Origin of the sequence: Enterococcus sp. C74, assembly GCF_040887125.1 — a bacterium.
In the GTDB taxonomy this organism is placed as follows: Bacteria; Bacillota; Bacilli; order Lactobacillales; family Enterococcaceae; genus Enterococcus_B; species Enterococcus_B hirae.
This window is the reverse complement of the sequence record NZ_JBFOFA010000006.1, coordinates 84,591-108,929: the sequence shown is the minus strand read 5'-3', so window position 1 is coordinate 108,929 and position 24,339 is coordinate 84,591. Positions and strand designations below refer to the sequence as shown.

Genomic DNA, 24,339 nt, shown 5'->3' with positions numbered 1-24,339 from the left:
TTTAGGGGGCTTTACAGAAATGAAAAAAGCAAAATTATTTGGTTTAAGTGCTGTAGCGTTATCTGCTGGGTTATTATTGGGCGCATGTGGCAGCGGATCAGATTCAACTGATTCAACCGGTGGAAACAGCGGTTCAAAAACAGCAACTGCAGCATTGATCACAGATACGGGCGGTGTTGATGACCGTTCATTCAACCAGTCAGCTTGGGAAGGACTACAAGCTTGGGGGAAAGATCATGATCTATCACGTGGAAATGATGGGTTCCAATATTTCCAATCAGCAAATGAATCAGATTATATCCCTAATATTGACCAAGCTTTGAATGCAGGTTTTAAAACAATCTTTGGTATTGGTTATAAATTGAAACCAGCTATTGAAGAGCAAGCTGCATCAAATCCTGAAACAAACTTTGCTATTATTGATGACGTTATCGACGGCAAAGACAACGTGGTTTCAGCAACATTTAAAGATAACGAAGCTTCTTATCTTGCTGGGATTGCCGCAGCTTACACAACTGAAACAAACACTGTTGGTTTCATTGGTGGAGTAAAAGGTGAAGTAATCGATCGTTTTGACGCAGGATTCAAAGCTGGTGTAGATGCTGGTGCAAAAGCATTAAACAAAGAAATTAAAGTCTTGAATCAATATGCAGGAGACTTCTCAGCGCCAGATAAAGGACGTTCAATTGCTCAAGGAATGTATGCACAAAATGCAGATATCATTTTCCACGCATCTGGTGGTACTGGTAACGGTGTATTCCAAGAAGCGAAATCATTAAACGAATCAGGCGACAAAAAAGTTTGGGTTATCGGGGTTGACCGTGACCAATCGGACGAAGGCGAATACACTTTAAACGGTGAAAAGAAAAACTTTACTTTGACATCAACTCTAAAAGGTGTAGGAACTGTTGTTGAAGACTTAGCTCAAAAATCAGCTGACGGTGATTTCCCTGGTGGAGAACATACCGTTTACGGATTGAAAGAAGACGGTGTTGGTATCACAAAAGGTCAACTTTCAGAAAAAGCAGAAAAAGCTGTGAATGAAGCAAAAGAAAAAATCATCTCAGGAGATATCAAAGTACCAGAAACTCCTGAAAAATAATCAAACGAATTTCTATAGCCTTGTTGGACAATTGTTTGACAAGGCTATGGTTTAGTAAATAACTAACGATTGTTTCTTTATCAAGATGTTGCTGAAAAGCTATTTTCGTTTTTTTGTTCTTAATTCTTGAAGTAGAACATGCTGCTCACAGCCTCTTGCTAAACGGCGTTCAAGAAGCAGCTCCTCAACAATAAGCGATGTTTTTTAAAAATATGAGAAGCTATTTTAAAAAATCCTCTCTTATTTGCTCGGAGCTAAACGCTTCTTTCACAGCCTCTTGCTAAACGGCGTTCAAAGAGCTGATCTTCGGCATTAAGTCAAAAAATCTCAAAACATGAAAAGCTGTTTCGAGATTTTCTTCCTTAATGCTCAGGTCAAAACGCTCTTTTCACAGCCTCTTGATAAGGGAATAATCCCCTGAAGTTTTTGCTTCAATTTGAGATTTTATGAAAAATCTTTGTTAATCGTTGCCTAGATAGAAATCGTTAGGATGTGAAAAATTGTGGTTCAAGAAAATATTGTCATCGAAATGCGGAATATCACCAAACAGTTTGGTACGTTCAAAGCAAATGACAACATCAACTTGCAAGTGAAAGCAGGAGAGATCCACGCTTTACTTGGGGAAAATGGTGCCGGAAAATCAACCTTGATGAATGTGCTCTCAGGCCTTTTAGAGCCAACATCAGGTGAAATACTGATGCATGGGAAAGAAGTGAAAATTACAAGTCCGACAAAAGCGAACCAGCTAGGTATCGGAATGGTCCATCAGCACTTTATGCTTGTGGATGCATTTACTGTTACTGAAAATATTGTTTTGGGAAGTGAGCCAAGTCGAGCAGGGGTACTTGATCGTCGCCAAGCACGTGAAGAAATCCAAAAGCTTTCTGAACAATATGGTTTATCGGTCAATCCTGATGCGTATGTCCGAGATATCTCTGTTGGAATGGAACAACGGGTAGAAATCTTAAAAACACTTTATCGTGGGGCAGATGTCTTGATTTTTGACGAACCTACAGCAGTATTAACGCCACAAGAGATTGACGAACTGATTGTAATCATGAAAGAGTTGGTCAAAGAAGGAAAATCGATCATTTTGATCACCCATAAGTTAGATGAGATTAAAGCTGTAGCAGATCGTTGTACAGTTATCCGTCGTGGTAAAGGGATTGGTACAGTAAATGTAAAAGATGTCTCTTCACAACAATTGGCAGATATGATGGTTGGGCGTACGGTTTCATTTAAGACAATGAAGAAAGAAAGTCAGCCTCAAGAAGTTGTGTTATCGATTGAAAATCTAGTGGTTAAAGAAAACCGAGGATTGGACGCAGTCAAAGACCTAAGTTTAGAAGTACGAGCAGGAGAAGTTTTAGGAATTGCTGGTATTGATGGTAACGGGCAGTCAGAATTGATCCAGGCGTTAACCGGTTTACGTAAAGCAGAAAGTGGAACAATTCGCTTAAAAGATGAAGATATCACGAATAAAAAGCCAAGAAAAATTACGGAGGCTGGTGTAGGACATGTGCCCGAAGACCGTCATAAGTATGGCTTAGTGCTGGATATGACGTTAGCGGAGAATATTGCTTTACAAAATTATTACCAAAAACCTTACAGTAGAAATGGCTTATTGAATTATTCGTTGATCAATGAACATGCACGAGAATTAATCGAAGAGTATGATGTTCGAACAACGAATGAACTTGTGCCAGCGAAAGCATTATCAGGTGGGAATCAACAAAAAGCAATCATCGCTCGGGAAATCGATCGTGATCCTGACTTGTTGATCGTTGCTAATCCGACACGTGGGCTAGATGTTGGAGCAATCGAGTTTATTCATAAACGTTTGATTGAACAAAGAGACAAATACAAAGCGGTCTTATTGATTAGTTTTGAATTAGAAGAAATTTTGAATGTTTCTGATCGTATTGCGGTACTCCACGAAGGAAAAATCGTGGGAATCGTTGATCCAAAAGAAACTTCTGAAAATGAACTAGGATTACTTATGGCGGGCTATTCTTTAGAAGAAGCAAGAAAAGAGTTAGAAAAGGTTGGTGGCGCACATGAATGATCGCAATGAAAAGATACGTAATCTCCTAGTTCCTATTTTTTCGGTAATTCTAGGTTTAGTTTTAGGTGCTATCTTGATGGCAGCTTTTGGTTATAACCCAGGCCAAGGTTACTCTTCAATGTTAAATGCGTCCCTTGGTTCTCAAAGAAGTATTGGTGAAACATTACGGCAAGCAACACCGTTGATTTTTACTGCATTAGGTTTTTCTGTTGCAAACTCAGCAGGATTCTTCAATATCGGGCTTTCGGGACAAGCACTCTGTGGTTGGATCGTTAGTGTGTGGGTAGCACTTGCCTTTCCTGATCTGCCAAAAGTCATTTTATTACCGACTTGTGTGATTTTAGGTGCTTTGGCAGGAGCCTTGGCTGCGGCTATTCCAGGGGTGTTAAGAGCCTTTTTCGGTACAAGTGAAGTAATCGTCACTATTATGATGAACTATATTTTACTTTATTTAAGTACTTTTGCTTTACATGACATCATGCCGGATACGTATCGTTCAAGCTTAGATTCTTCAAATTTGATTGGGCAAAATGCTTCTCTTAGATTACCTTGGCTGACACAAATGTTTGGCGGTTCTCGTGTAAATGCTGGTTTGTTTTTAGCATTGATTGCACTGGTTGTTGTTTGGCTATTGATGAAGAAAACGACGTTAGGCTTTGAAATTCGTTCGGTAGGTCTAAATCCTTTTGCTTCTGAGTATGCTGGAATGAGTAGTAAACGTACGATCGTCTTTTCCATGATGATTTCAGGCGCTTTAGCAGGACTTGGTGGAGTAGTCGAAGGATTAGGAACGTATCAAAACTTTTTCGTCCAAACAACTTCATTAGCCATCGGATTTGACGGAATGGCTGTGTCACTGTTAGGTTCTGGTTCAGCGATTGGAATTTTACTTTCAGCACTCTTGTTCAGTATCTTGAAAATCGGTGGTTTGGGGATGCAAACAGGTGCCGGTATACCATTTGAAATCGTAAATGTATCGATTGCATTGATTATTTTCTTTGTTGGGATCAACTTCTTGATTCGTTTCATTATGGCGAAATTCTTCCAAGGTAAAAAACAAGAAGCGATCGTGGAGACTGTTGAATCGAAACCAACAAATCAGAGTCAAGAAGGAGGAGAATTATAATGTCAACAACTGAGTTAATTGCTTTAATCCTCACTTCAACGTTGGTTTATTCAACACCATTAATTCTTACATCTTTAGGTGGAACTTTTTCTGAACGAAGTGGGATTGTCAATGTAGGTTTAGAAGGCATCATGGTTATGGGTGCTTTCAGTGCGGTAGTATTTAATCTAACCATGAGTCCTACCTTAGGAGACATGACACCATGGATCGCTATTTTAGTCGGTGGGATAGTTGGTGTGTTATTCTCTTTATTACATGCAGTAGCAACTGTTAGTTTACGTGCAGACCATATCATCAGCGGGACAGTTATCAACTTGATGGCACCAGCTTTGGGTGTATTTTTGATCAAAACATGGTATGGAAAAGGACAAACTGATAATATTTCAGTTAACTTAGGATATTTCTCATTTCCTGGATTATCAAAAATCCCTGTGATTGGACCAATTTTCTTTAAAAATACATTTTTACCAGCTTATTGTGCCATTTTAATTGCGATTCTTGCTTGGTTTATTATCTTTAAGACAAAGTTTGGACTTCGCTTACGCTCAGTGGGTGAAAATCCTCAAGCAGCGGATACATTGGGAATCAATGTTTACGCGATGCGTTATTCTGGGGTATTGATCTCTGGTTTACTTGGCGGAATGGGTGGCGCAGTATTCGCTCAATCGATTTCAGGGAATTTCTCTGCCGGAACGATCGTAGGTCAAGGGTTTATCTCAATGGCTGCTATGATCTTCGGTAAATGGAATCCACTAGGGGCAATGGGCGCTTCTTTATTCTTTGGCTTTGCGCAAAGTTTAAGTATCATCGGGGCTCAATTACCAGTGATTTCTTCGATACCGCCAGTATTGCTGCAGATTGCACCTTACCTATTAACCGTTATTGTGTTAGTAGCGTTCTTAGGAAAAGCATCTGGACCTAAAGCAAACGGTAAAAATTATATAAAATCAAAATAAACTTTTAGTGAATAAAAAGGGTGGGTTACGGGAAATGTTTTTTCGACTCGCCCTTTTTGATTTAATAGCAATAATAAAAAAGAAAGAAGGAATAATCATGTTTAAACGCGTACATTTGATTGTCATGGATTCAGTAGGAATCGGTGAAGCGCCAGATGCTGAAAAATTTGGTGATAAAGGTTCAGATACACTAGGGCATATCGCAAAAGAAGCTGGTTTGACAATTCCTCATTTAGAACAGTTAGGATTAGGAACGATTCGCCCATTAGAAGGTGTCGAAGCGGTTAAAAACCACCAAGGCTATGCCACTAAATTGGAGGAAGTATCTGTAGGAAAAGATACAATGACCGGTCACTGGGAAATCATGGGTCTGAACATCAAGACACCATTTCGAGTATTTCCTAACGGTTTCCCTGATGAATTACTCAAACAAATCGAAGACTTCTCAGGACGCAAAATTGTTTGCAATCAACCATATAGTGGAACCGCTGTTATAGATGACTATGGTGAACATCAAATGAAAACTGGTGATTTGATCGTCTATACGTCCGCAGATCCAGTTCTACAAATTGCTGCGCATGAAGAAATTATTCCTTTAGAAGAACTTTATCGGATTTGTCAGTTCGTTCGTGACATTACTAAAGACGACCCATACATGATTGGTCGAATTATTGCGCGACCTTACGTTGGAGAACCTGGTAATTTTACTCGTACGAGCAACCGACATGATTACGCATTGGATCCATTCGGGCATACGGTTTTAGATTCATTAAAAGAAGCAGGAAACGACGTTATCGCTGTTGGAAAAATCAACGATATCTTCAACGGTCAAGGAATTACAGAGTTCGTCCGTACGAAAAGCAATATGGATGGCGTTGACCAATTATTAAATGTGATGAAAAAAGAGTTTACAGGGATCAGTTTTACTAATTTAGTTGATTTTGATGCATTATTTGGACATCGTCGGGATGTTGTAGGTTATGCCCACGCAATTGAAGATTTTGATTTACGTATTCCCGAAATATTAGAGGCAATGGCAGAGGACGACTTACTGATGATTACTGCTGATCATGGAAACGATCCAACATTCCCTGGAACAGATCATACACGTGAATATGTACCATTATTAGTTTTCAGCAAAAAAATGCAAGGACAAGGAAGCTTGCCACAAGGCTACTATTCAGATATCGCAGCAACGATTGCTGAAAACTTCGATGTTCCTGCTACCGAAAACGGCGAAAGTTTCTTAAAACTTTTGAAATAGGAATGACAGACCGCGTTTGAAAATTTGACCTGAAAAAGCGTAACTAAGATAGGTCAATCATTTTGTTCAAAGAGCCATCTTGCTTTAACAGTATCAATCAAGAGGTGAAAAGCCTTGTTAATCAGGTATACCTGTTTTTTTAGCTAGTCGAACGACAGGGCTTCTAACTTCTTGACTTCTGTAGAAAAAAATAGTTAATAGGAGAAAGTAAATGACCCAATTAAGCGAAATGTTACAAGAAACGACTCAATTTATTCTAGAAAAGGGCGTAAAAGAAATTGATTTTGGTTTGATCTTAGGTTCAGGTTTAGGAGAGTTAGCGGAAGAAATCGAGGAAGCAATCGTGATTCCTTATGACCAAATCCCATTTTTCCCAACATCAACAGTTGTCGGCCATGCTGGTCAATTAGTCTATGGTACCTTGTCTGGTAAAAAAGTTCTGGCAATGCAAGGACGATTCCATTTTTATGAAGGTCATTCAATGCAAACTGTCACTTATCCTGTGCGGGTAATGGCAGCATTAAAGGCTCATTCGGTGATTGTCACGAATGCAAGTGGTGGGGTAAATGAATCATTTGTTCCTGGCGATTTGATGTTGATTACTGATCATATCAACTTCACAGGTCAAAACCCATTGATTGGTCCTAACGAAGATGAGATCGGTCCACGCTTCCCTGATATGAGCGAGGCGTATACCTTAACTTACCGTGAAGTAGCCAAAGAGGCTGCGAGCCAATTAGATTTGACTCTTAAAGAAGGGGTATATATGGGCTATTCTGGACCAACATACGAAACACCTGCAGAGATTCGGATGTCACGTACGATGGGAGCAGATGCAGTCGGAATGTCCACTGTGCCAGAAGTGATCGTTGCAGCACATAGCGGATTGAAAGTTCTCGGCATTTCATGTATCACTAATTTAGCAGCAGGCATGCAAGCGAACCTTAACCATGAAGAAGTGGTGGAAACAACGCAACGTGTCAAACAATCATTTAAGGCATTGATTAAAGAAGTATTAGTATTACTATAACTGAATCAAGGAGAGTGTCAGATGAGCGTACACATTGAAGCAAAACAAGGAGAGATCGCTGATAAAATACTACTTCCAGGCGATCCTTTACGAGCAAAATATATTGCTGAAACATTTTTAGAAGATCCAGTATGTTACAACCAAGTTCGTGGGATGTTAGGTTTTACTGGAACCTACAAAGGCGAACGTGTTTCGGTACAAGGAACGGGGATGGGGATGCCGTCAGCGACGATCTATGCCCATGAATTGATTCATTCATACGGTGTGAAAAAATTGATACGAGTGGGTACATGTGGTGCATTATCTAAAGATGTCCATGTTCGTGATCTTGTTTTAGCTCAAGGAGCAGCTACTAGTTCTTCGATGATCGAGAAAAATTTCCAAGCCTTTCATTTTCCGCCGATCAGTGATTTTAATTTATTGTTGAAGGCGTATGAAATTTCAAAAGACAAAGGATTTACCACACATGTAGGGAATGTTCTCTCGGAAGATTCATTTTATAAAGATGATTCAACAGAAACGTTTAAATTAGCTGAATTAGGTGTGCTAGGTGTGGAAATGGAAGCAGCTGCTTTATACTATTTAGGAGCAAAATATCATGTCCAAACATTAGCAATCATGACAGTGAGTGACCATTTGCTTACCGGAGAAGAAACAACTGCAGAAGAACGGCAAACGACATTTAACGAAATGATCGAAGTCGGATTAGAAACAGCAATCGCAGATTAATAAAAGAAGTGAGCGAGTGATTCAATTGAATCGCTTGCCCACTTTTTTTATTTATTATAAATAGTATTTTTTAGCAACTGTCAAGTCATCGTTTAATTCATAAACAAGTGGTTGACCAGTTGGAATTTCAAGATCCATGATATCTTCATCAGAAATTCCTTCGATGTGTTTTGCTAAAGCACGTAGAGAGTTACCATGTGCAGCTACTAAAACAGTTTTGTTGTCTAGTAAAGCTGGAGCAATTTCGTCTTGCCAGAATGGTAAAGCACGTTCTAAAGTAACTTTCAAGTTTTCGCCACCAGGAATATCGCGTTTGTCTAACATTGCATAACGACGATCGTTTGCAGCAGAACCTTCGTCACTTTCGTCCATCAATGGAGGAAGAGTGTCGTATGAACGACGCCAAATGTGTACTTGGTCATCTCCATATTTTTCAGCTGTTTCTTTTTTGTTCAATCCTTGTAATTTACCATAATGACGTTCGTTTAAGCGCCATGATTTGATTTGAGGAACCCAAAGTTGATCTGAGTGTTCTAAAATCAAATTACATGTTTTGATGGCACGAGTTAAAACTGAAGTGTAAGCAACATCAAATTCAATTCCAGCTTCTTTGATTTTGCGTCCGCCTTCTTTGGCTTCTTCGATTCCTTCTGGTGCTAAGTTTACGTCAGCCCAACCAGTAAATTGGTTTAATGCATTCCATTCACTAAGACCATGACGAGAAAAAACTAATTTTGGCATGTTTAGCTCTCCTTTAAAATAGGTTATATTTCTGAAAATTTCAGTTCTGCTTTATTGTACAATTTTTTTGACTAGATTTCCATTGAAAAATGAAGTTAATGAAAGGGAAAATCAGAAGATAGACAGATAAAAAAACAAAAATAATTCTTACAGTGACAGATAAACAGAGGTAGGTGGGTCAATGACTGCTTTGACATTGATCCACCTACCTATTCATTATATACAGTTGATTCGTCTTTAGCAGACAGTCTGCGTTTGTTGCGCCAATCCATTTTTAAATGAAAGAATATCAAGATGTAGGTAGTCGTTTAAGATAATTGCTGAATCTCTTTTTCTGGAAGATTGATATATTTATAACAGGTTCCGACTGATACACCACATTTAGTAGAAATTAATTGGATCGTTTCTTTTTTTTCATAATAAAGCCGACGAATTTTTTTAATTGTTTTTGGATCGATTTTTGGACGACCCCCGATTTTACCTTTTTTACGTGCTTCATCTAACCCGACAAGTGTCCGTTCCTTGATTAAAGAGCACTCCATAATGGCTAATCCTTCCATTAGTTGAAAATAGATTTTCCCCATCGGTGTACGCGTATCGATCTCTTCTTGGATACTAACTAGGTGTAAGCCACGATCTTTGAATAATTGTGTGAGTTCTGTTAGCTGACGAGTAGACTTCCCTAGACGATGAAGTTGACAGATAACTAAAGTATCGCCTTGTCGCATTTCCTTGATTACTTTTTCTAAACAAATATTATTAGACACCGCATCTTTAGACTTGTATGTCTCGTGAAAAATCTCCTGACAACCAAAATTAGAGAGTTGCTCCACTTGTGTTGTAAGATCAACATCATTTATGGTTGTGCGTGCATAACCAATAATCTTCATGGTGATTCCTTTCTAGCAATGATTTTCTGTCTATAGATAACAGTAAAAATGTAGCATAAAGTCCATTGAAAAGATAGTTTTTTTATGTTTTTAAAATGAACTATTTTTGCTAATTTTTATAACTAATATCAGGGTTGTTATTTTTGATGAGGTGAGTCGATAATTGATACGCCTTGTGCGGAGCCGACGACGACTTTTGAAACCATATTTAAAAACAGTCCATGTTCAACGACACCAACCAGTTGGTCAAGGTACGTTGCTAAAGCTTCAGGGTCATTGATCACTTCTAAATGTAAGTCAATAATGTAATGACCACTGTCTGTTTTGACTATCTGACCTGTTTCGGTTTGACGTAAAACAGGTTGGTAACCTTTCTCATCAAAGATCCGCATCAATTGTTGAGCGCCATAAGGAATCACTTCTACTGGAAGAGGGAACTGCCCAAGTTGCTCCACTAATTTTGATTCATCAACGATCCAAATGACTTGTTTTGAATACGTAGCAACAATTTTTTCAAAAAGTAATGCTGCGCCACCACCTTTAATTCCTTGAAATGCTTTACTGATTTCATCAGCACCATCGATCGTGAGATCAACTACGGGTACTTCATCAATACTCTTAAGAGGGATACCTAATTTTTCTGCTTGTTCTTTAGTGGCATTCGATGTAGTGACACCAGTGATGTTTAATCCTTCTTCACGCATTCTTCTACCAATTTCTTCTACCATATAATAGGCTGTAGAACCGGTACCCAAACCAACGATCATTCCGTCCTTCACAAATTTAGCTGCTTCAATTCCAGCTGCTTGTTTCAAATTCATCTGTTGTTCCCACCTTTTCTTTCGTCTCTATTCATAGCTATTTTATATTGAATGATTGGAAAAAGATAGCGTCCTTTTTTTAATTTCAAATGGCTAAAAAAAATACATAACACTGGTTGACAGAGTACTTTATTCATGATATCCTAACCAAGGTGCTTTATCTACAGGTCTCTGGTAAAGAGACGTGCTGACTGTTTATCAAAGCATATTTGATAAAGATGCAGAATTGCATTTATTTTTTATCGCAAAAAAAGAACCACCTGGATGTGTGGAACTAGACGCGAATCGTGGGAAGGAGGAAACAAGGAATGCCTACAATTAACCAATTAGTACGTAAACCTCGTAAATCAAAGGTGGAAAAATCTAATTCACCTGCTTTGAACAAAGGATATAACAGCTTTAAGAAAACTCAAACAAACGTGAACTCTCCTCAAAAACGTGGGGTAGCAACACGTGTGGGTACAATGACACCTAAAAAACCGAACTCAGCTTTACGTAAATATGCTCGTGTTCGTTTGTCAAACTTAATTGAAGTTACTGCTTATATCCCAGGGATTGGTCACAACTTACAAGAACATAGCGTAGTATTACTACGTGGTGGACGTGTAAAAGACTTACCAGGGGTACGTTACCATATCGTTCGTGGTGCACTTGATACAGCTGGTGTAAACGACCGTAAACAAAGCCGTTCTAAATACGGTACTAAAAAACCTAAAGCTTAATTTTAATTATTAAACAAATGAAACTTGTTCTTACTATGTTAAGAGAGTAAGGCAATTACTATGAAGAATATTTCGGAAGGAGGAGTTACGGATGCCACGTAAAGGTCCTGTTGCAAAACGTGATGTTTTACCAGATCCTATTTATAACTCAAAATTAGTAACTCGCTTGATCAACCGTGTAATGGTTGACGGAAAACGCGGTGTTGCAGCTAGTATTATTTATAACGCCTTTGATTTGATTAAAGAATCTACAGGTAATGATCCATTAGAAGTGTTTGAACAAGCTATGAAAAATGTTATGCCTGTTCTTGAAGTTAAAGCACGTCGTGTTGGGGGTTCAAACTATCAAGTACCAGTTGAAGTTCGCCCTGAACGTCGTACAACTTTAGCTCTTCGTTGGGTAGTAAACTACGCTCGCTTGCGCGGTGAACACACAATGGAAGAACGCTTAGCAAAAGAAATCATGGATGCTGCAAACAACACTGGTGCTTCTGTTAAAAAACGTGAAGACACTCATAAAATGGCTGATGCCAACCGTGCATTTGCTCATTATCGTTGGTAAGATCCTCTCTGCCTGTTGGGTTAAACGACAGCAGAAAGTCAATTTACAATCGATTTAAATAAAGAGAGGAGTAAGAAAATGGCAAGAGAATTTTCGCTAGAAAAAACTCGTAATATTGGTATCATGGCTCACGTTGATGCAGGTAAAACTACAACAACAGAGCGTATCTTGTACTATACTGGTAAAATCCATAAAATTGGTGAAACCCACGAAGGAGCTTCACAAATGGACTGGATGGAACAAGAACAAGAACGTGGTATCACAATTACATCTGCTGCGACTACAGCGCAGTGGAAAGGTTACCGTGTAAACATCATCGACACACCAGGACACGTAGACTTCACAATTGAAGTTCAACGTTCTCTACGTGTATTAGATGGTGCGGTAACTGTACTTGACTCACAGTCAGGTGTTGAACCTCAAACTGAAACAGTTTGGCGTCAAGCAACTGAGTACCGAGTGCCTCGTATCGTATTCTGTAACAAAATGGATAAAATCGGTGCGGACTTCTTGTACTCAGTAAAATCATTGCATGATCGTTTGCAAGCAAACGCGCATCCAATCCAATTGCCAATCGGTGCTGAAGAAAACTTCACTGGTATCATCGACTTGGTTAAAATGAAAGCTGAAATCTATACAAATGACTTAGGAACAGATATTCAAGAAACTGAAATTCCTGAAGAATATTTAGAACAAGCTCAAGAATGGCGCGAAAAATTAGTCGAAGCTGTTGCTGAAACAGACGAAGAACTAATGATGAAATATCTTGAAGGTGAAGAAATCACACAAGAAGAATTGATTGCTGGTATCCGCCGTGCAACAATTAATGTTGAATTCTTCCCTGTATTAGCTGGTTCAGCGTTCAAGAACAAAGGGGTTCAATTAATGTTGGATGCCGTTCTTGATTACTTGCCTTCTCCAGTTGATATCGAAGCAATCAAAGGGATCGATACAAAAACAGACGAAGAAACAACACGTCCAGCTGACGATGAAGCTCCTTTTGCTTCATTAGCGTTTAAAGTAATGACTGACCCATTCGTAGGTCGTCTAACTTTCTTCCGTGTTTATTCTGGTGTCCTTGAAAGTGGTTCATATGTATTGAACGCTTCTAAAGGCAAAAAAGAACGTATCGGACGTATTCTACAAATGCACGCCAACACTCGTCAAGAAATTGATAAAGTGTACTCAGGTGATATCGCCGCTGCTGTTGGATTGAAAGATACAACAACTGGGGATACATTATGTGCATTAGACTCACCGGTTATTCTTGAGTCAATCGAATTCCCTGACCCAGTTATCCAAGTTGCTGTTGAACCTAAATCAAAAGCAGACCAAGATAAAATGGGTGTTGCGTTGCAAAAACTTGCAGAAGAAGATCCTTCATTCCGAGTTGAAACAAACGTTGAAACTGGTGAAACTGTTATCTCAGGTATGGGTGAGTTGCACTTAGACGTTTTAGTAGACCGTATGAAACGTGAATTTAAAGTTGAAGCAAACGTTGGTGCTCCACAAGTTTCATACCGTGAAACATTCCGTGAAGCAACAAAAGCTGAAGGTAAATTCGTACGTCAGTCTGGTGGTAAAGGTCAATACGGTCACGTATGGGTTGAATTTACACCAAACGAAGAAGGTAAAGGCTTCGAATTTGAAAATGCAATCGTCGGTGGGGTCGTTCCTCGTGAATACATCCCTGCTGTTGAAAAAGGACTAGAAGAATCTATGAATAACGGTGTTCTTGCTGGCTATCCATTAGTGGATATCAAAGCAAAACTTTACGATGGTTCATACCATGACGTCGATTCAAATGAAACAGCCTTCCGTGTTGCTGCATCTATGGCTTTAAGAGCTGCTGCAAAACACGCACGTCCTGTTATTTTAGAACCAATGATGAAAGTAACGATTACTGTTCCAGAAGATTACTTAGGTGATATCATGGGACACGTAACTAGCCGACGCGGTCGCGTTGAAGGTATGGAAGCACATGGTAACTCACAAATCGTTAATGCGATTGTTCCATTGGCTGAAATGTTCGGTTACGCAACAACATTGCGTTCAGCAACTCAAGGACGCGGTACATTTATGATGGTATTTGACCACTATGAAGATGTTCCTAAATCAGTCCAAGAAGAAATCATTAAGAAAAACGGCGGTAAAGCTGAATAATTTCTTAAAACAAGATCGTCTGTTTGACAGATTATCTAAAGAGACTGTATTTTTAATATAGTTTCGTGTAAAATAATTATCGATGATATGGGCATGTGATAGACTTTTGGTTTATCACATACCTATCAGACAAATAAAAAATATATTGTATTTTTAGGAGGACATTTTAAAATGGCAAAAGAAAAATTTGACCGTTCTAAACCACACGTTAACATTGGTACAATCGGACACGTTGACCACGGTAAAACAACTTTAACAGCAGCAATCACAACTGTACTATCTAAGAAAAACGGCGGCCAAGCTATGGCTTACGATCAAATCGATGGTGCTCCAGAAGAACGCGAACGCGGAATCACAATTTCAACAGCTCACGTTGAGTACGAAACTGACACTCGTCACTACGCTCACGTTGACTGCCCAGGACACGCGGACTACGTTAAAAACATGATCACTGGTGCTGCTCAAATGGACGGAGCTATCTTAGTAGTATCTGCTGCTGATGGTCCTATGCCTCAAACTCGTGAACATATCCTATTATCTCGTCAAGTTGGTGTTCCATACATCGTTGTATTCTTGAACAAAGTAGATATGGTTGACGACGAAGAATTACTAGAATTAGTTGAAATGGAAGTTCGTGACTTATTAACAGAATACGAATTCCCTGGTGACGATGTTCCTGTAGTTGCTGGTTCAGCTTTGAAAGCTTTAGAAGGCGACGCTTCATACGAAGAAAAAATCCTTGAATTGATGGCTGCAGTTGACGAATATATCCCAACTCCAGAACGTGACAACGACAAACCATTCATGATGCCAGTCGAAGACGTATTCTCAATCACTGGTCGTGGTACTGTTGCTACAGGTCGTGTTGAACGTGGACAAGTTCGCGTTGGTGACGTTGTAGATATCGTTGGTATCGCAGAAGAAACAGCTCAAACAACAGTTACTGGTGTTGAAATGTTCCGTAAATTATTAGACTACGCTGAAGCTGGAGACAACATTGGTGCTTTACTACGTGGTGTTGCACGTGAAGACATCCAACGTGGACAAGTTTTAGCTAAACCAGGTACAATCACACCTCATACAAAATTCTCTGCAGAAGTATACGTGTTGACAAAAGAAGAAGGTGGACGTCATACTCCATTCTTCACTAACTACCGTCCACAATTCTACTTCCGTACAACTGACGTAACAGGTGTTGTTGAATTACCAGAAGGAACTGAAATGGTTATGCCTGGCGACAACGTAACAATGGAAGTTGAATTAATCCACCCAATCGCTATCGAAAACGGTACTAAATTCTCAATCCGTGAAGGCGGACGTACAGTTGGTGCCGGTGTCGTTACTGAAATCAAAGCTTAATCTTTGATCAACTGAATTGTAAGCAACATTGTATTCGGACAATAAAAAGTCATGGTGTCATTAGACATCATGGCTTTTTTTATGGCTTATTTTAAACTTTATTGAGTAAATGAAAGCATTTTGTTTGACAAAAGGAAAAAAAGATGTTGACAAAAAAACGTTCCCTCGATAAAATTAAAGCGTTAACATATTTATTTTTCATGTGACTAGATCATACTAGGCATGGGAAGATTCCGTCGATAAGGAGACTTTGGTGGAATTTTTCTATGCTTTTTTTGTTGTCAAGCTTAAGATTGATAAAGGATGATGGGTCCATGAAGTAACTTTAATTCTGCAGAAAAAGGGTTATTATTATGAAAATCAAAAAGATTTTTAATCAAAATGCGGTCTTAGTCGATGACGATGGACAAGAAAAGGTCGCAATTGGTAAAGGTGTTGGATTCGATAAAAAGCGCAATGACTTGATTTTTCATCGAGAAATTGAGCGGATGTTTGTGATGGAGCCAGAAAGTCAAATGAAATTACAAAGTTTGCTGAATCAAATTGACGAAAAGTTTCTTTTTGCCGCTGAACACATTATTGATCATGCAGAAACAGTTTTAATGAAAAAGCTGAATGAGCATGTGTTGATTGCGTTAACGGATCATATTGCTTTTGCTGCTGAAAATATTCGTAATGGAATTGTTATTCGAAATAAATTACTGCGAGAAATCGAGGCGCTGTACCACGAAGAATTTAGTATTGCGCAATGGGCAGTTGATTATTTGAATCACACTTTAGCTATTCCTTATACATATGATGAAGCGGGTTATATAGCGATACATATCCATAGTGGTCATAGCGGACAAACTAGTAATCATCGTAGCATTCGCGAAGTCACGATCGTGTCGGAAATTATCCAGTTGATTGAAAAAGAGCTGAGGATCGATATCCATTCCGAACAAATGGCACTGAATTATTCTCGTTTAGCAAACCATCTTCGGTTGTTGATCCAACGGTATCACAATCAGCAGTATGCGGTCTTAGACGAGGAGATTATTGAGATAGTCAAACGAAAATATTCAGGAAGTTATGCAGTCGCAAAAAAAATTCGAGTACTTTTAACTAAACAATATCAAATGTCTATTACAAGCGAAGAACTTGGTTATTTAGTTATTCATATCGAACGCTTGCGAGGGACAACAGAATAGGAGAACAAAATGAAAACATACTTACAACGAATGGGACGTTCCTTGATGTTACCAGTAGCAACCCTACCAGTAGCTGCTTTATTCATGGGGATTGGTTATTGGATCGATCCGACTGGTTGGGGTGGCAATAACATTTTTGCCGCTTTTATGATCAAAGCTGGAGGAACAGTCTTAGATAATTTAGGAATCATTTTTGCTGTTGGATTAGCATTGGGGATGTCTAAGGACAAAGATGGTTCATCAGCATTGGCAGGATTGATCGCCTTTTTAGCACCAGTCACATTAGTCAATAGTGCTTCTGTTGCATTGTTTACTAAAGTGGATGTTGAAAAAGTGAATATCGCTTTTGATGCAATCAATAATAAAAATGTATTTATTGGAATTTTGGCAGGCTTAGTCGCTGGTGCGATGTATAATCGCTTCAGCGGAGTTAAATTACCAATGGCGTTGTCTTTCTTTAGTGGAAAACGAGCAGTACCGATCGTAACAGCTGGTTTAATGGCAATTATTTCTGCTTTATTGATTTTTGTTTGGCCACCAGTTTATGATACATTGGTTAGTTTCGGTGAATTGATCTCTGGAATGGGCGCGTTAGGTGCTGGTCTATATGGCTTCTTCAACCGTTTGCTGATTCCAACTGGTTTACACCATGCACTTAACAATGTTTTTTGGTTCAATTTAGCTGGAATTGATGATATTGGTAAATTCTGGGCAAGTGAAGGGGTAAAAGGAGTCACCGGTATGTACCAAGCTGGTTTCTTCCCGGTCATGATGTTTGGGTTACCTGCTGGTGCACTTGCTATCTATCAATGTGCGCGACCAGAAAAGAAAAAAGTGACCGCATCTTTGATGTTAGCTGCCGCTTTCGCTTCTTTCTTTACAGGGGTGACTGAACCGTTAGAATTTTCATTTATGTTTGTCGCTTGGCCATTGTACGTCGTTCATGCTGCTTTAACAGGGATTTCGATGTTTATCGCAGCAACCTTCCATTGGACAGCGGGCTTTAATTTTAGCGCCGGCTTTATTGATTTCTTCTTAAGCTTACGTGTACCTATTGCCAATCAACCATTAATGCTATTGGTATTAGGCTTGGCGATGGGTGTGATTTATTACTTTACATTTTTATTTGTCATCAAAAAATTCAATTTGATGACGCCGGGGCGTGAAGAAGATACTGGAGTTGCAGAAAATGGGGAAGTAGGAACAGTGCCAACTGGTGACAATCGATTTGCCACGCTAGCTAATCAACTTTATCAAGCATTAGGTGGTGCAACGAACGTTGTTTCCATTGACAATTGCACGACACGTTTACGCTTGTATGTAAAAGATACGGCAAAAGTTGATCAAGGGAAAATCAAAGCAACTGGTGTTCCAGGCCTGAAAGTAATTGATGCCAAAAATATTCAAGTGATCGTTGGAACGGAAGTCCAATTTGTTGCAGATGAAATGAAAAAAATTCATGGAAGTAGTGGCAAAGGAACTGCTCAGTCCACGCCTACTGTGACAACCAAAACAGTCGTTGATCCACAAAACCAAGATATTTTTGCGGTAGCAAATGGGAAGCTAATGCCAATCACAGAAGTGGCGGATGATGTCTTTTCACAAAAAATGATGGGAGACGGGTTTGCGGTTCTACCAACGAATGGCGAAGTGTTTGCTCCAATCGCTGGTACGATTATCAATATTTTTCCAACGAAACATGCAGTTGGTATCAAAACGGAATCAGGAATTGAAGTTCTCTTGCATATGGGGATCGATACCGTGAACTTAAAAGGAGCGCCTTTTACGATCTACGTTGAAGAGGGACAAAAAGTCGCACGTGGTCAATTAATTGCAACCATGGACTTGGTGGCACTACAATCGGCAAACAAACAATCAGATCTGATCGTTGCTTTTACCAATGGTGAAAAAGTGGCGAAGCTAACGATGGATGCTAGTGTGGTAGTTAAAGCAAATGCTGTGATTGGTCATGTTAAGAGTAATTAAGGAAGAAAACTACTGACACCAATCAATAGTTACTTATTTTCATCGTTTCGTCTAGTTATCACTTTTATGTACTCTGATGTCTCATGTAAAACACCGAAGACAGGTTTTTGCCTGCTTCGGTGTTTTTTGTCTTTTTTGCTACTTTTTGTAAACGCTTTTAAAAATGTCCAGAGTAATGGACAGAACAAAAAATGAGTTGTCAGAAAATTCCGTTATAGTATAAACAAGGAGGTTGAACAAATGCAGCTAAGCAAAAGAGAGAAAGAAATGGTCGAATACTTTGTTAAACATGGCTTATCCCTTACAGCTCAGGAGTTAGCTGAATTTGCCCATGTTTCTACGAAAACGGTCTACCGTACGATTAAAAAGATAAATGATGTGTCTGAAAACGGGGAAATCATTTTGGCAGAGGCAGGCAAAGGATTTCGGTTAGACTACGATAAATATTTAAATGTGAGTGCAACGCATAATGAAAGTCGAACGAGTCAAGGACCTTTGGAAAGAAGGAATGCGATTTTGCTTAATTTGTTGTTTAAGGCACCCAAGAAGTTATTAATCAATGAATTGTTCCATCCGTATTATGTGAGTGATCCGGTAATTAGTAATGATTTGGCTAAGATCAGTTTATTTTTAATGAAAAACCACCTCCAACTTAAACGCCAGGGTACCCGAATTGGTATCGAAGGAACAGAAAAACATATTCGTAAAGTAGTGAATATGCTATTAAGTATCCATTTATTGGAAGATAAAAAAGTGGTTCCTAGTCACCCAATGATCAGCTCATTTGATATCAATTTTATTACTTCGATCGTTGAGTTTATCGAACAAAAACTAGTCAGTCGAATTGCCTATCCATATGCAATGAATATTTTTTCTCATATTTATATCTTAGTCAAACGCTTCCGTGAAGGGGTCGTGTATTTAGAAGAAGATACGTGGGATTTAGATGAAGAAGATCAGGCGCTGATCCATTATAACCAGGAACTGTACCAACTATCAAAGCAAGTCATGCTCAAATTAGGTCAATATTTAAATACGACTCTCCCTGAAAGTGAAACTTTTTATCTTTTTCAATACTTGATTTCCTCCAGGATCGAAAATGGTTCGATTAAACATCAAAATATTTCAAATGAAGCTGAAGAAATCACCCGTTTTTTTTCTGCTACGATGAGCCGGCTCATGGGAGTGGCGATTGATCAAGAACGAAACCGACATGATTTGTATAGTCACATTCAGCCGCTATTGTATCGCTTAAAACATGAGATCACAATCAAAAATGATTTATTGCACGATATTGAATTAGAGTACCAGGAAACGTTTCAATTGGTAGAATTTGTCAGTAAAATGGTCCAAAAAAAATTTCATACAAACCATATATCCAAAGATGAAATTGGATTTTTAACATTATACTTTGTGAGATACAAAGAGTTAGCCCCAATAAAAAAACGTGTATTGATCATGTGTAGTAGTGGTGTTGGAACTTCAGAACTATTGAAAGTCAAAGTAAAAAAAGCCTTTCCTGAATTAGAGATTATTGCTGTTTTATCTTCTCGGCAGTACCAGAAAAACCAAGCGGAATTTAGTAAGATCGATTTGATTTTAACAACGGTTTGTTTGAATGAGCCACCGAAGATTCCCACGATATTAGTAAACTCAGTATTTACCAAGCAAGACGAAAAACGTGTGAAGCAAATGTTAGGAGAGATGTGAAATGGTTACAAAACAGGTAATGTCAGAATTTAGTATCGCAAATGTGATTACAGAAAAACTGATACGTTTAGAAATGAAAGCGAAAACAAAAAAAGAAGCGATTCTCGAATTAAGTGAATTACTAAAAGAAAACGGCATTATCAAAGATGTTGATGATTTTTCATCAGATGTCTTTCAACGGGAGAAAGAAGGAATCACAGGGATTGGAAACGGTGTGGCGATTCCCCACGGAAAATCAGCGAGTGTCATTCAGACTTCTTTGGTTGTGGGTAAAGTCGAGACCCCGATCCCTTGGGAATCATTAGATGAGCAGCCTGTAAAGGTCATTATCTTATTTGCAGTAAAAGATACAGATGCCAATACCGTTCATATCAAATTATTACAAAAAGTAGCAATGTTATTAGCAGAAGATACCATTATCGAAAAAATGAATCAGGCAACTAGTAAAGCAGAATTAATGGAACTATTAGCAAAAGAACCAACTGTCTAAAAGAAAAGGAGGAAGAAAAAATGAAGATCGTCGGAGTAGCAGCCTGTACTTCAGGAATTGCACATACGTATATTGCCAAACAAAAATTAGAAAAAGCAGCAAAAGCATTAGGACATGAAGTGCACATCGAAACACAAGGAACAATTGGTACAGAAGACGAGTTATCGAAGGAGGAGATCAAGCAGGCAGATGTCGTCATTATTGCAGCAGATATCAAAATTGGTGGCAAGGAGCGGTTCGAAGGAAAAAAAGTGATTGAGATTCCTACGAACATGGTCATTAAAGCACCGAAAGGGTTGATTACTAAAATTGAAGAAGAACTCAGTAAAACATAAAAGGAGAGGAATTGGATGCTTCGTCAACTACAATTAAAAAAGCATGCACTGACAGCTATTTCATACATGTTACCAGTTGTTGTGACCGCTGGACTCTTGATCGCTATTGGGAATTTAACAGGTGGGCAAGTCATCAATGATTATCAAACGTCTTATTCTGTACCCGATGCCTTAGTTTCTCTAGGGGTTTTGGGCATGGGATTATTGGCTCCAGTGATTTCTGCAGCGATTGCCTATTCCATTGCCGATCGCCCAGGGATTGGTCCAGGTTTGTTTATGGGGTTAATTGCCAATGCCATTGGCGCAGGTTTTTTAGGTGGTATGTTAGGCGGTTACTTGGTGGGGTTCTTTGTCCTGTTATTGGTGAAATATCTCAAAGTTCCTAAGTGGGCACAAGGATTGATGCCGATGATGATCATCCCACTGTTAGCGACCCTTAGTATCGGTTTATTGATGTTTTTCGTGGTAGGTGTGCCGATTGTTTGGGCAACAGAAGCGATGACCGATTTTTTACAAGGACTACAAGGTTCTGGGAAATTCCTCTTTGGGTCAATTGTCGGTGGGATGGCTGCCTTTGATTTTGGTGGACCAGTCAATAAGGTAGCCTCATTGTTTGCTGATGGGATGCTTTTGGAAGGTGTGCAAGAACCAGAAGCTGTGAAAGTGTTAGCGTCAATGGTTCCGCCTTTCGGTGTCACCATTTCATGGGTTTTATCTAAGTTATTTCGGCAAACAAAATATTCAAAAGAAGAAGAAAACAACATTAAGATTGCTTTTCCGATGGGACTTTGCATGATTACGGAAGGCGTTATCCCCTTAGCGGCAGTTGATCCGCTTCGTGTGATCATTTCGTGTACAGCTGGTGCAGCGATTGGTGGAGGTTTGAGTATGTCGTGGGGAATTGGGTCACCAGTTCCTTCTGGTGGGGTCTTTATTATCCCAGCAATGACGGATCCGTTAAAGTTTACCTTTGCCTTATTGATTGGTTCTGCAGTTACCGGCATTCTATTGTTTGTTTTGAAAAAGGCGCCAGCTGAACACCCTGTCGTAGAGGAAGAAGAGGAAGAAGTAGATTTTTCTTCTATTAAATTATCTTAAAAACTGTAGAGAGAAGGATTTGATATGTATGTGTCAATGAAAGAGATGCTCAAAAAAGCAAATCAAGAAAACTATGCTGTCATGGCGATCAATTGCTTTAATCTAGAAACAGCTAAAGCAACGATCCAAGCTGCTGAGGAATTACATGCGCCGATCATCATAGATTTATTGCAAGATCACTTAAAGCAACACATCAATTATCATTATTTAACGAAGCCCATCATCCGCATGGCACAGGATGCCAAAGTCGAAGTAGCAATTAATCTAGATCACGGGCAAGACATCGCATTTGTCAAACAGTGCTTACAAGAAGGATTTTCCAGCGTCATGATGGATGCTTCGATGTATCCCTTGGATCAGAATATCGAAATAACGAGAGCGATGGTTCAATTTGCCCAAACGTATGATGCGAGCGTAGAAGCAGAAGTAGGAAATATGGGGGCAGTCACAGGCGACCATTTTACAGATGATGCCATGTGTACGGACCCAGCAGAAGCAATCCGATTGATCAATGAAACGGGTGTGGACTGCTTAGCGATTTCCTATGGCTCCAGTCACGGAGATTATCCTAAAGGGTACAAACCACGTTTTCGTTTCGATATTGTCCAAGAAATAAAAGAGAAGACTCAACTTCCGTTAGTTTTACATGGGGGGTCAGGAGCGGGAAAAGACAACATTCGCCAATCCATTGAGTTAGGGATCAATAAGATTAATGTTGGTTCTGATTTTATGAAGGCGCAACAACAAAGATGCCGACAGCTTCTACAACAGGAGCCAACGATCGAATACCCCACTCTCATCCAACAAACAGTCATAGCAGGAAAAGAGTTAGTTCAGCAATACATTCAACTATCAGGTTCAACCAATAAATCATAGAAATGGAGAAAATAGACGATGTTAATCAATATGAATCAAATGTTAGAAATTGCCAAGGAAAATCATTTTGCAGTAGGGGCGTTTAACGTTGCTGACAGCAACTTTTTACGAGTAGTCATTGAGGCGGCAGAAGAAAATGATGCACCCGCAATCATTGCAGTCCATCCGACAGAATTAGACTTTACCAAAGATGAGTTTTTCCAATATGCAGTGAGCCGAGCGAAAAACAGCGCTGTGCCTTTCGTTATCCATATGGATCATGGCGATAGCTTAGCAAGTATCATGCGAGGGATTCATTGTGGGTTTAGTTCAGTTATGATCGACGGCTCCTTGTTGCCATTTGAAGAAAATATTGCACTAACAAAAGAAGTGGTAGATGTTTGCCATAAGATCGGGGTCTCAGTTGAAGGCGAACTAGGAACGATTGGTAACACGGGTACTTCAGTAGAAGGCGGTGTATCGGAAGTCATTTATACGAAGCCGGAAGATGCACAGGAATTTGTGGAACGTACAGGAATCGATTCGTTAGCGGTGGCAATCGGAACCGCTCATGGTATCTATCCAAAAGATGTCAAGCCAGCATTGAAAATGGATGTTTTAACAAGTATTAAAGAAAAAGTAACCATTCCGCTAGTTTTACATGGAGGATCTGCTAACCCAGACGAAGAAATTGCAAAAGCAGTGCAAATCGGTATTCAGAAAGTCAATATTTCATCCGACTATAAATATGCTTTTTATAAAAAGTGTCGTGAGATCTTAGCTACAACAGAGCTATGGGACCCAAATGCCATTTATCCTGAATGTATCGCAGCAGCAAAAGAAGTGGTGAAGCAAAAGATGGAACTCTTCCATTCCATCAACCAAGCAAAAGTCTATCGTCAAGCGAATATTCAACCTTGGCGACAAGAACAGAACTAAAAAAAATAATCCAAACTTTGTTTTTCAAGAAAAGTGTATGGCTTAGATCGTCTATCACTTCCGATAGTTAATAGAATAAAAAACCGTAGAAACCAACATGATTGGGGGTTCTGCGGTTTTTTTGAATAACTGAAGATAGGCGAACTACTATAGGAAGGAAGTTTAGTAGAAATAAAATGTGACATTTAAGGATAAGAGGCATCTAA

22 protein-coding genes are annotated in these 24,339 nt (G+C 39.2%); 19 read left to right on the top strand and 3 right to left on the bottom strand.

Annotation, left to right across the window (positions count from 1 at the left end; translation table 11 throughout):
* Nucleotides 1-19 precede the first annotated feature (19 nt).
* From AB3H93_RS09465 to deoD, 7 genes are all read left to right on the top strand, one after another.
* Nucleotides 20-1,102, top strand: a complete 1,083-nt coding sequence (locus AB3H93_RS09465) for a BMP family protein (RefSeq protein ID WP_010720471.1) — start codon at nt 20-22, stop codon at nt 1,100-1,102.
* A gap of 502 nt (nt 1,103-1,604) precedes the next feature.
* Complete coding sequence (locus AB3H93_RS09460; protein ID WP_010720470.1) at nt 1,605-3,167, top strand: ABC transporter ATP-binding protein; 1,563 nt, start codon at nt 1,605-1,607, stop codon at nt 3,165-3,167.
* Nucleotides 3,160-4,293, top strand: a complete 1,134-nt coding sequence (locus AB3H93_RS09455) for an ABC transporter permease (protein WP_010720469.1) — start codon at nt 3,160-3,162, stop codon at nt 4,291-4,293. Before AB3H93_RS09460 ends, AB3H93_RS09455 begins: the two co-directional genes overlap by 8 nt.
* Nucleotides 4,293-5,249: an ABC transporter permease gene (locus tag AB3H93_RS09450; RefSeq protein WP_010720468.1), complete on the top strand. Its 957-nt coding sequence runs from the start codon at nt 4,293-4,295 to the stop codon at nt 5,247-5,249. The genes AB3H93_RS09455 and AB3H93_RS09450 overlap by 1 nt, the downstream gene beginning before the upstream one ends.
* Nucleotides 5,250-5,346: 97 nt before the next feature.
* Complete coding sequence (deoB, locus tag AB3H93_RS09445) at nt 5,347-6,513, top strand: phosphopentomutase (protein WP_368020477.1); 1,167 nt, start codon at nt 5,347-5,349, stop codon at nt 6,511-6,513.
* A 211-nt stretch (nt 6,514-6,724) separates the two neighbouring features.
* Complete coding sequence (locus tag AB3H93_RS09440) at nt 6,725-7,543, top strand: purine-nucleoside phosphorylase (RefSeq protein WP_010736792.1); 819 nt, start codon at nt 6,725-6,727, stop codon at nt 7,541-7,543.
* 21 nt (nt 7,544-7,564) lie between these two features.
* Nucleotides 7,565-8,272 carry a purine-nucleoside phosphorylase gene (deoD, locus tag AB3H93_RS09435; RefSeq protein WP_010720465.1) on the top strand — a complete coding sequence of 236 codons (708 nt, stop codon included), beginning with the start codon at nt 7,565-7,567 and terminating at the stop codon, nt 8,270-8,272.
* Nucleotides 8,273-8,326: 54 nt separating this feature from the next.
* On the opposite strand, the gene gpmA is transcribed toward deoD, so the two are convergent.
* From gpmA to rpiA, 3 genes are all read right to left on the bottom strand, one after another.
* On the bottom strand, nt 8,327-9,013 hold the full coding sequence (gpmA, locus tag AB3H93_RS09430; RefSeq protein WP_010720464.1) for a 2,3-diphosphoglycerate-dependent phosphoglycerate mutase: 687 nt from the start codon (nt 9,011-9,013) through the stop codon (nt 8,327-8,329).
* Nucleotides 9,014-9,321: 308 nt separating this feature from the next.
* Entirely contained in the window at nt 9,322-9,903 is a 582-nt protein-coding gene (locus tag AB3H93_RS09425; RefSeq protein WP_010720463.1) for a recombinase family protein, read from the bottom strand.
* Between the two features lie 137 nt (nt 9,904-10,040).
* Nucleotides 10,041-10,724 carry a ribose-5-phosphate isomerase RpiA gene (gene rpiA, locus AB3H93_RS09420; RefSeq protein WP_010736793.1) on the bottom strand — a complete coding sequence of 228 codons (684 nt, stop codon included), beginning with the start codon at nt 10,722-10,724 and terminating at the stop codon, nt 10,041-10,043.
* Nucleotides 10,725-11,032: 308 nt separating this feature from the next.
* Between rpiA and rpsL the strand changes: the two genes are divergently transcribed.
* The 12 genes from rpsL (at nt 11,033) to AB3H93_RS09360 (ending at nt 24,133) form a co-directional block, all read left to right on the top strand.
* A complete protein-coding gene (gene rpsL, locus AB3H93_RS09415) occupies nt 11,033-11,446 on the top strand; it encodes a 30S ribosomal protein S12 (protein ID WP_002294318.1) in 414 nt (137 codons plus the stop codon).
* 91 nt (nt 11,447-11,537) lie between these two features.
* Nucleotides 11,538-12,008 (top strand): 30S ribosomal protein S7, encoded by a 471-nt coding sequence (rpsG, locus tag AB3H93_RS09410; protein WP_010720461.1) that lies wholly within the window; start codon nt 11,538-11,540, stop codon nt 12,006-12,008.
* 78 nt (nt 12,009-12,086) lie between these two features.
* Nucleotides 12,087-14,171 (top strand): elongation factor G, encoded by a 2,085-nt coding sequence (gene fusA, locus AB3H93_RS09405; RefSeq protein ID WP_010720460.1) that lies wholly within the window; start codon nt 12,087-12,089, stop codon nt 14,169-14,171.
* Between the two features lie 171 nt (nt 14,172-14,342).
* The gene (gene tuf, locus AB3H93_RS09400; protein WP_010720459.1) at nt 14,343-15,530 is read left to right on the top strand and encodes an elongation factor Tu; all 1,188 of its coding nucleotides are present in this window, start codon (nt 14,343-14,345) and stop codon (nt 15,528-15,530) included.
* Between the two features lie 353 nt (nt 15,531-15,883).
* Nucleotides 15,884-16,720: a PRD domain-containing protein gene (locus AB3H93_RS09395; RefSeq protein WP_010736794.1), complete on the top strand. Its 837-nt coding sequence runs from the start codon at nt 15,884-15,886 to the stop codon at nt 16,718-16,720.
* A gap of 9 nt (nt 16,721-16,729) precedes the next feature.
* On the top strand, nt 16,730-18,706 hold the full coding sequence (gene nagE, locus AB3H93_RS09390) for an N-acetylglucosamine-specific PTS transporter subunit IIBC (RefSeq protein ID WP_368020476.1): 1,977 nt from the start codon (nt 16,730-16,732) through the stop codon (nt 18,704-18,706).
* Between the two features lie 240 nt (nt 18,707-18,946).
* Nucleotides 18,947-20,416, top strand: a complete 1,470-nt coding sequence (locus tag AB3H93_RS09385) for a PRD domain-containing protein (RefSeq protein ID WP_063626396.1) — start codon at nt 18,947-18,949, stop codon at nt 20,414-20,416.
* 1 nt (nt 20,417) lies between these two features.
* Entirely contained in the window at nt 20,418-20,906 is a 489-nt protein-coding gene (locus AB3H93_RS09380) for a PTS sugar transporter subunit IIA (protein WP_053766556.1), read from the top strand.
* A 20-nt stretch (nt 20,907-20,926) separates the two neighbouring features.
* The gene (locus AB3H93_RS09375; RefSeq protein WP_010736797.1) at nt 20,927-21,241 is read left to right on the top strand and encodes a PTS fructose transporter subunit IIB; all 315 of its coding nucleotides are present in this window, start codon (nt 20,927-20,929) and stop codon (nt 21,239-21,241) included.
* A gap of 15 nt (nt 21,242-21,256) precedes the next feature.
* Nucleotides 21,257-22,339 carry a PTS fructose transporter subunit IIC gene (locus tag AB3H93_RS09370; protein ID WP_126342725.1) on the top strand — a complete coding sequence of 361 codons (1,083 nt, stop codon included), beginning with the start codon at nt 21,257-21,259 and terminating at the stop codon, nt 22,337-22,339.
* A gap of 24 nt (nt 22,340-22,363) precedes the next feature.
* Entirely contained in the window at nt 22,364-23,215 is an 852-nt protein-coding gene (locus AB3H93_RS09365) for a class II fructose-bisphosphate aldolase (protein ID WP_368020475.1), read from the top strand.
* A gap of 18 nt (nt 23,216-23,233) precedes the next feature.
* Nucleotides 23,234-24,133: a ketose-bisphosphate aldolase gene (locus AB3H93_RS09360; RefSeq protein ID WP_034697718.1), complete on the top strand. Its 900-nt coding sequence runs from the start codon at nt 23,234-23,236 to the stop codon at nt 24,131-24,133.
* The last annotated feature ends 206 nt before the right edge of the window (nt 24,134-24,339 follow it).

Coding starts and splice junctions, on each gene's coding strand:
- gpmA (WP_010720464.1), bottom strand. CDS start 9,013: ATGCCAAAATTAGTTTTTTCTCGTCATGGTCTTAGTGAATGGAATGCA.
- rpsG (WP_010720461.1), top strand. CDS start 11,538: ATGCCACGTAAAGGTCCTGTTGCAAAACGTGATGTTTTACCAGATCCT.
- rpsL (WP_002294318.1), top strand. CDS start 11,033: ATGCCTACAATTAACCAATTAGTACGTAAACCTCGTAAATCAAAGGTG.
- AB3H93_RS09455 (WP_010720469.1), top strand. CDS start 3,160: ATGAATGATCGCAATGAAAAGATACGTAATCTCCTAGTTCCTATTTTT.
- AB3H93_RS09440 (WP_010736792.1), top strand. CDS start 6,725: ATGACCCAATTAAGCGAAATGTTACAAGAAACGACTCAATTTATTCTA.
- AB3H93_RS09365 (WP_368020475.1), top strand. CDS start 22,364: ATGTATGTGTCAATGAAAGAGATGCTCAAAAAAGCAAATCAAGAAAAC.
- deoB (WP_368020477.1), top strand. CDS start 5,347: ATGTTTAAACGCGTACATTTGATTGTCATGGATTCAGTAGGAATCGGT.
- AB3H93_RS09450 (WP_010720468.1), top strand. CDS start 4,293: ATGTCAACAACTGAGTTAATTGCTTTAATCCTCACTTCAACGTTGGTT.
- nagE (WP_368020476.1), top strand. CDS start 16,730: ATGAAAACATACTTACAACGAATGGGACGTTCCTTGATGTTACCAGTA.
- AB3H93_RS09360 (WP_034697718.1), top strand. CDS start 23,234: ATGTTAATCAATATGAATCAAATGTTAGAAATTGCCAAGGAAAATCAT.
- AB3H93_RS09465 (WP_010720471.1), top strand. CDS start 20: ATGAAAAAAGCAAAATTATTTGGTTTAAGTGCTGTAGCGTTATCTGCT.
- AB3H93_RS09370 (WP_126342725.1), top strand. CDS start 21,257: ATGCTTCGTCAACTACAATTAAAAAAGCATGCACTGACAGCTATTTCA.
- AB3H93_RS09385 (WP_063626396.1), top strand. CDS start 18,947: ATGCAGCTAAGCAAAAGAGAGAAAGAAATGGTCGAATACTTTGTTAAA.
- deoD (WP_010720465.1), top strand. CDS start 7,565: ATGAGCGTACACATTGAAGCAAAACAAGGAGAGATCGCTGATAAAATA.
- AB3H93_RS09425 (WP_010720463.1), bottom strand. CDS start 9,903: ATGAAGATTATTGGTTATGCACGCACAACCATAAATGATGTTGATCTT.
- tuf (WP_010720459.1), top strand. CDS start 14,343: ATGGCAAAAGAAAAATTTGACCGTTCTAAACCACACGTTAACATTGGT.
- AB3H93_RS09380 (WP_053766556.1), top strand. CDS start 20,418: ATGGTTACAAAACAGGTAATGTCAGAATTTAGTATCGCAAATGTGATT.
- fusA (WP_010720460.1), top strand. CDS start 12,087: ATGGCAAGAGAATTTTCGCTAGAAAAAACTCGTAATATTGGTATCATG.
- AB3H93_RS09375 (WP_010736797.1), top strand. CDS start 20,927: ATGAAGATCGTCGGAGTAGCAGCCTGTACTTCAGGAATTGCACATACG.
- rpiA (WP_010736793.1), bottom strand. CDS start 10,724: ATGAATTTGAAACAAGCAGCTGGAATTGAAGCAGCTAAATTTGTGAAG.
- AB3H93_RS09395 (WP_010736794.1), top strand. CDS start 15,884: ATGAAAATCAAAAAGATTTTTAATCAAAATGCGGTCTTAGTCGATGAC.